General features: G+C 55.5%; 3 protein-coding genes and 1 pseudogene. 3 read left to right on the top strand and 1 reads right to left on the bottom strand.

What is annotated here, in order from left to right; translation table 11 throughout:
• Positions 1-587 precede the first annotated feature (587 nt).
• The 3 genes from VGE80_RS04945 (at position 588) to VGE80_RS04935 (ending at position 3,685) form a co-directional block, all read left to right on the top strand.
• Entirely contained in the window at positions 588-1,055 is a 468-nt protein-coding gene (locus tag VGE80_RS04945) for an Rrf2 family transcriptional regulator (protein ID WP_440591886.1), read from the top strand.
• Positions 1,045-1,740: a class I SAM-dependent methyltransferase gene (locus VGE80_RS04940; RefSeq protein WP_440591885.1), complete on the top strand. Its 696-nt coding sequence runs from the start codon at positions 1,045-1,047 to the stop codon at positions 1,738-1,740. Before VGE80_RS04945 ends, VGE80_RS04940 begins: the two co-directional genes overlap by 11 nt.
• Positions 1,741-2,134: 394 nt before the next feature.
• Positions 2,135-3,685 carry a hypothetical protein gene (locus VGE80_RS04935; protein WP_440591884.1) on the top strand — a complete coding sequence of 517 codons (1,551 nt, stop codon included), beginning with the start codon at positions 2,135-2,137 and terminating at the stop codon, positions 3,683-3,685.
• A 538-nt stretch (positions 3,686-4,223) separates the two neighbouring features.
• On the opposite strand, the pseudogene VGE80_RS04930 reads toward VGE80_RS04935, so the two are convergent.
• Positions 4,224-4,561 (bottom strand): annotated as a pseudogene (locus VGE80_RS04930) (hypothetical protein); the annotation flags it as partial.

Genomic DNA, 4,561 nt, shown 5'->3' with positions numbered 1-4,561 from the left:
TGCTCCCCACCCCTTCTCACGAAGACGCAGTTACCAATGTTGGATTCAGGCCGGTAACGTTAGCCTGAGAGGGACTCACACCCTCCTGATCAAACGCCTTCACAGACGCACTAGCCCTGGCGGTCCCTCGCCAGGAAAGCCGAATCGCAACGCCGCCGACCTATCAAGTCCATCCAGGCCCAACGCGAAACCCGTAGCCCCTTCCCCCGAATTCATCATTATCAGCCCCGTCGTATCGAGACATCGATAACCGGAACTGCTTTTCCACGTGCATCGCGTTTGGGGCAGTGAATTCCTGCAAAACTTCACCCGCTATGTTTCGGTGTCGGTTTGTCCGTGTTGACGTCTCCCAGATCAACCGCGCCAGAGTGTTCCGTGGCAACGCCCCGGAACCGCTTGAGCAGAACAGTCTCCGCTGCGGGGGCAGATCCCAGGTTCATCGTATGCAAGAGGCTCCGCATCGAGCCGGGGAAGTTCGTGCAATGCTCCAGCCGATCAGTGAGCCATGCTTGTCCTCACCGATTGCAACTTGACGATGTTTGAGACAGACCTTGACAGCACGGCAGTCATGTAACATGATATGTTGCATGAAACGCGACGGCAAACTTTCCGGCGTCCTCCACGTCCTGCTCCATATGGCAGAACAACAGGGACCCGTCACATCTGAAGATCTCGCCAGGATGATGGCGACCAATCCGGTTGTCGTCCGGCGGGTCATGGCTGGCCTGCGGCAGAGGGGATATGTGCAATCGGAAAAGGGACACGGCGGCGGGTGGACGCTGGCCTGTGATCTCACGAAGGTAACGTTGGGAGACATCTATGTCGCGCTCGGGAGCCCTACGCTCCTGGCTGTCGGCATTCGTTCCAGCTCCCCTGAATGCCTCGTAGAACAGGCAGTGAATGCCGCACTGGGACAAGCGTTTAATGACGCTGAGGAATTGCTGCTGGCTCGCTTCGGAGAGGTGACGCTCGCTGAACTCAGTAAAGACATTCACGAGCGGATCGCGGCCCGTGGGATGTCTCAGCCTCATGAAGGACACAGCAATGGTTCCTGAAAAAGTTGCTCCGCACGACGCGTTTTCCGATGCTCGACTCGTGGCACGGTATGCACACGGTCCGCCGCGAATTGTGCCCGGGTTTGCAGATATGCAGCGAATGTCGACATTGCTCCTGGCCGAGCGAGTACCCGACGGGGGCCGTGTTCTCGTCGTTGGTGCGGGAGGTGGACTGGAACTGAAGACCTTTGCCCAGGCTCATCCTACCTGGACATTCGATGGTGTTGATCCGTCGTTAAAGATGATCGAACTGGCTGAGCAGACTTTGGGGACTCTGGCTTCGCGGGTTCAATTGCACGAGGGGATCATTGACGCCGCACCGGCTGGACCATTCGACGCGGCGACCTGCCTGCTGACCATGCACTTCCTGAGTCTCCCCGAGCGTCAGCGAACGGCAGTTGAGGTTCGTCGCCGACTGAAGCCGGGTGCCCCTTTCGTGGTGGTCCACATGAGTGTTCCCATAGAGCAAGACGAAAGAACGAGCTGGATGTCACGGTACGCTGCATTCGCCATCTCTTCCGGGATCGACGCCCACGACGCCCAGAAGTCAAGTCAGGCCATCGAGGCCCATTTGAATATCCTCTCTCCGCAGCAGGACGAAGGCCTCTTACGCGAGGCGGGGTTCTCCCGAATCAGCTTGTTCTATGTGGGATTTGCGTTTCGCGGCTGGGTCGCCTACGCCTGATCATTTCCAGCGCGCCCATCATTGGGGAACGGAAGTGCTTCAGGTCCGTTCACTACGAATTCCGGCACGAAGCAACCAAGAATCCGTGGAATTCTCGCGTTAGTCACGCGAAACGTTCGCTTGAACCGTCTGAATCCTTGAGCCGTTCATCGCTCCTGAACGAGTGTGTTCATTTTGAGACGAAACGTCTATGATGAGGTGCGGTAGATTCGATTACAGACGGACCACGTAAAGCACCGTTGGTGGGGCTTCCGGGGTCGCGATGGTATCCCTTGTTTAATCAGACCTCGCGCCATTTGAATTCCATTTTAATATCAAGACTGCTTCGGTTCCAATCCCCTCTTTCTCATCAGACTTTGCGATCAAATAGAGTGTCAGTTTCAAGGACCCTGCGATGTTCGAAGGCACGACGACACTTTTTGAACGATCGCTTCGTGTGGATGGGCGCGCATTCGGACCGCATCTGGCGCGTTTGTTTCTAGTATCCGCCATCTATCTTGCAATTATCTTTTCCTATACGACCGCAGTTGTTTTGGGGGCACCTGGGCTGCGGTTCTTTTTGAATATTGTCTATATCGATCTGATCTTCATGACTTTGCTCGGCCTGAGCTTCTTCTCAACGTCGATTACCGAAGAAAAGGAAGAAGACACGCTCGGGCTTTTGCTCATGGCGGGGATCAGTTCCTCGGGTTTGCTGTTTGGCAAGTCAGGGGGAAGGCTGGTTCAGGCATTACTCCTGATCGTCGTTCAATACCCGTTTACTCTTCTTGCGGTCACGTTTGGCGGGGTCACACAACATCAGATCCGGGCGACGTACGCGGCAATGCTCGCCTATCTGATCTTGCTCTCAGGCGCAGGTCTGGTCTGTTCGACGATTTCGAAAAATAACCGTGTTGCGTCGATTCGTCTGTTAATCATCGTGGTCGGGTACTGGACCATCGCTCTGGCATGTCGTAAAGCATTAGTCGTCTTTCCAGGGTTGTCAATCGGACTTCAAGCCGTCGTCAGAGGGGGATCTGAGTCGTGCATTTTCCTGCAAATTGGGCCGACAATGACCTCCGGCTTCGGCGAATCAATCTGGAGTACTCAGGTCATCAGCAACATGCTCGGGGGACTCGCCTGTTACCCGCTCTCATGGGGGCTATTCGGGATCACATCACGCGAACCCGCGACTGAAGCGACATCGCGAGGACTCGTCAGTGCGAGTGCACGCCGAATCCGTATTCTCAATGCAGGGCGTGTCTGGAGCAGTCCATTGGTGTGGAAAGATTTCTATTTTAGCGGGGGCGGATTTGCCGCCATCATGATTCGATTTTTCATCTACATCTTACTTTATCTCACTTCTCTCGAGATCATCACGAGTTTGTTCGGACCGATGGGCGGCCAAGGCGAACGAGTAAGAACGGGCAGTTTTCTGTTCATGACATGCCTTGTGATGTCGATCGATTTGGGGTTGCTGCTGTCGCGATCCATTCAGGCTGAAGTTCGCGGAAAGACGTGGACTTCGCTTGTGCTGGTCTCGAACTCAGTCGTCACGATCTTGTTGTCGAAATTGATGGGAATCGGCTTGTCCTGGTTACCCGGTCCGATCAGCCTGCTGACCGGCATCTACTTAACACCGAGTGGTCTCGATATTCTGAGGGAAGCTCTCCAACAGGATCCAGAACCTTGGATGTGGGTGCTCACAGGTATGATCGTGATCCCTCACGCGTCAGCTCTCTTTGCAACTTACGTCAGATGGGGGGCATTGCCCTTAGGGATCTGCTGCGCAATTGCGTCATTCTTTACCACGATCGGAGTCATCATGGCTTCGACTTACAATTCGCGTGGTGTTTCCACGGAACGGTCAGCCATGGTTGTCGTGTCACTGTTTGTTCTGGGTGGGTGCGCGTTGAGCAGCCTGGCTGTCTGGTGGCGAATGAAAACCATCGCAACTCAGTCATGATCAAGTCACTGATAATGCCCCAAGCCGTTCCAAAGGCCCGAGCAATCTCGCAGTCCGCAGCGCTACGTGCAACTTCGTCGTACCAGACCTAATGAGTTTGCGACATCCAAAAAAGTGTTGGAAGTTGTTTTTAAAACACGGTTGTGAGGGGCGGATTCCAAAATCGTACACGGTTGTGAGGGACAATGCATCTCTGGCTGCAATGGCGTAGGCATTAATTCGACCTGGTACACGCGTTCGGCGTCTGAACAGACGAAAGATGCCCTGCTGCCTGAGAGGCAGCAACAGGTCAGCCTTGGGCACAGCGCCGCGGCGAACGCCGCAAATCGCCGCCCGGGTTCATTGCTAATTGCTGCAAGCCCTGTCAGGGCGACACAATCCTTCGCGGCGCAGACTCATGGAGGCTCGAAAGGAACTCAATGAGCACAGGGTTTGGGTGGGGCTGATTCGTCGCAGAACCCTTTGCGGCACAGTTCATTCTGAGTCCACCGGTGACAACGACCTCCCGTCGAGGAATGGGACGGACAGGACTTCTGTGTCAGGAGAAGACTTCGCGGGTTTCGCGGCGGACGTAGTGGCGGTGCTGGCCGATGCGGCTGCGCGTCAGCTCAATCGTCTGCGGTCGACCGGCGACATTGTAAAACAGCTTGCCGAACTTCCGGACCAGTGACAGCCAGGTGCTGGTCTTCAGGTCCAGCCTGTTGAGGACCTCTTTGAGCTCAGGCGATGTCCGTGTCCGCTGTTCACGCGGAAGCTGCTTCGCCGTCCAGCGGAGCAATCGAAGATAGTTTTCCTGGGTCATCGGCAGAAAGCCTTTGTCGCTGCAGCGGGCTCCCGTACGGTTTGCGACTGGCCCCGTCTTGCCATTCCGCTCGT

Origin of the sequence: Schlesneria sp. (genome assembly GCF_036405755.1) — a bacterium.
Taxonomy (GTDB): Bacteria; Planctomycetota; Planctomycetia; order Planctomycetales; family Planctomycetaceae; genus Schlesneria; species Schlesneria sphaerica.
Note: the sequence above shows the minus strand (reverse complement) of the source record. Positions and strands in the feature narration are given on the sequence as shown.

What these genes read in the sequence shown, in the direction of transcription:
- VGE80_RS04940 (WP_440591885.1), top strand. Translation starts at nt 1,045, where the DNA reads ATGGTTCCTGAAAAAGTTGCTCCGCACGACGCGTTTTCCGATGCTCGA.
- VGE80_RS04935 (WP_440591884.1), top strand. Translation starts at nt 2,135, where the DNA reads ATGTTCGAAGGCACGACGACACTTTTTGAACGATCGCTTCGTGTGGAT.
- VGE80_RS04945 (WP_440591886.1), top strand. Translation starts at nt 588, where the DNA reads ATGAAACGCGACGGCAAACTTTCCGGCGTCCTCCACGTCCTGCTCCAT.